At 34.7% G+C, this 2109-nt stretch carries 3 protein-coding genes and 1 pseudogene; 1 reads left to right on the plus strand and 3 read right to left on the minus strand.

The window, feature by feature from the left end; all coding sequences use genetic code 11:
* Positions 1-217: pseudogene (locus AC06OU_RS18165) on the plus strand (acetoin utilization protein AcuC); the annotation flags it as partial.
* Between the two features lie 47 nt (positions 218-264).
* Here AC06OU_RS18165 and AC06OU_RS18170 read toward each other — a convergent pair.
* From AC06OU_RS18170 to AC06OU_RS18180, 3 genes are all read right to left on the minus strand, one after another.
* Positions 265-684, minus strand: coding sequence for a hypothetical protein (locus AC06OU_RS18170; protein WP_475857636.1), 420 nt, complete (start codon positions 682-684; stop codon positions 265-267).
* Between the two features lie 72 nt (positions 685-756).
* On the minus strand, positions 757-1464 hold the full coding sequence (locus AC06OU_RS18175) for a DNA alkylation repair protein (protein WP_475857637.1): 708 nt from the start codon (positions 1462-1464) through the stop codon (positions 757-759).
* Positions 1465-1786: 322 nt separating this feature from the next.
* Positions 1787-2109, minus strand: a 323-nt coding sequence (locus tag AC06OU_RS18180; protein ID WP_475857638.1) for a hypothetical protein, incomplete at its 5' end; no start/stop codon positions are given.

A 2109-nucleotide genomic window follows, 5' to 3' on the forward strand; every position in this document is an offset into this window, starting at 1 on the left:
GAATGACATTCCATCGCCAACTGGGAATCTTCCAAAGGCCTGGCTCGATAGATGGAGCGCAGAGTCACCTATTCCCTTTATCCCAACGTGGATGGATCCAAATCCACTCTATGAGCCTATTCCTAGAAAGCTAGAGATAACGGAAAAGAACAAGCAAATGTTAGATAAAGCTTTGTATCAGCTGCGAAGTCAAAAGTCATACAAAAAGCTAGACTAATAATTTAATCATAAAAAAACAGGGTGGTTATTAACTCCACTCTGTTTTTATTTCTCTGCATTATTTAAAATGGCAAAGAACTCTTCCCCACCCTTAATCTCGTAGTTTTTCTCTGAACTGATAACATAAAGGGAACTCCTCTTTGAATCAAGGAACATCGCATAGCCTGTATTTAGTGTGATGTTAATTCGATAATCATGATCAGCAGTTGATTCGGCTGGTATAAATTTTGCATTCTTAAAAATCTTTATGAGATCGTGCTGTCTTTCTAATGGAATTTCAACTTCTTCAAATATATTTTCTCTTTCTACATCAATACTATGAACATTTAAGAATTGGTTATCTACATTAAAGTTTGCATTTTCTAATATGTCTGTCGCTGAGTACTCCTGGTTGCCCATTCCAAATCTCATAAGAATTATACCTATAGTTACGACAATAACCGCTATCCATGCAATTTTCTTCACAGAACGCCTTCTCTCTATACTTTTTAGAAGTCATAATCTTATTAATGAATACTCAAGAAGGATTTTTATAAATTAGCATCTTACATATTTTCTTTTAAAACCAAGTCTATCCCTATCTATTTCTTTTTGTATATTGCTATATGCATCCAGAAGGCTACTTTTTTTCTTATGCTGATTTATTTCTATTGTTCCTATTGATTTAGCAGTTTCTATAGCCTTTTCATGAAGCGGCAAATAGGAAACCCCTACGGTGTAAATAAAATTATTCATAGAGGATTTAACTCGCTCGGGCGAATCATGTATGCTTTTACTGACAATATCCAACATATTAGATATCTTACTCATAGAAAATTCCTCATCTTTTCTATTTCCTAATAGCCAACAATAACAGCTCCAACCAGCTGAGCTTGTTAACTCTTCATCACTTGCAATCCATTGATCGGCAACGTCTTGTGCAAGATCAGACTCGGACAATGTAACGGCTACAACGTAATCAGACAGCATATAAAAATATGCCCCCTTTATCCAGCGCTCAAAATCAGACACCATCATCACTTTAGGATCTGCAATAATTCCTGCGAAGTACATAGCATCGTAATTGCCTGTCGCATAAAGCTTCTCCGCTAACTGCTGATTAATTTTAATCTTCTTTGCAATTGGCTTCATTGCCCCTGTTGCTACCCCAAAAAGCGGTTCCCGGGCACCGTTAGAAAGGTAAATTTTTTTCATCCGTTCCTTACCTAACGCTTCAAGCTCCTGCATTACCATTTCAATATTCATGATTAGCTCCTCCCCCACTTTGACATACGCTTACTTCTAATAAAAATAATAGATTTCTAATTTATAGAGATTAAATTATAATAAGCTTTTAACTTCTGTGTTAAATATAATTTCGTAAGATTCATAGCTAATACTAATAAAGATTGCCGTAAGAGGTATACATGTGGGTTTTACCATTTTACTGTTTATCGGTTTGTTATTCTTTGTTTTCTGTTTTATCGTAGGTGCTTTCTATTGGTATAGTGAGAGAGGAAATAAATTTTAAAATTTACAAAAACTTTTACTATAGTTGCACCCATGCAAATAAAAGCATCTTACCTGATCACCTTTTTGTACTTTGCCCATACTTAGAAGTTTCGAGACTTCTAGTAAATATGCCGATAACTATAATGATCGTACCATTAAGCGCAAACAAAAAACTAAAAAATACCATAAGCATTCCAGTTGCAAAAGGGTCAAAGGGGCTCACACTAGCATATGTAACCAAAAAAACGAAAGGCGTTAAAAGTAAGACAATTATTCCAGCCCAGATTCTTTTCCTTTTATTTTTTCCAGCAATTTTGAATGCCATCAAGTTTGTTATACCCAAGACAATGAAGAATATTAAAAGAATTATAATCCCTATCTGAACCAACTTCTTTTTAC

This window comes from Psychrobacillus sp. (assembly GCF_056205495.1).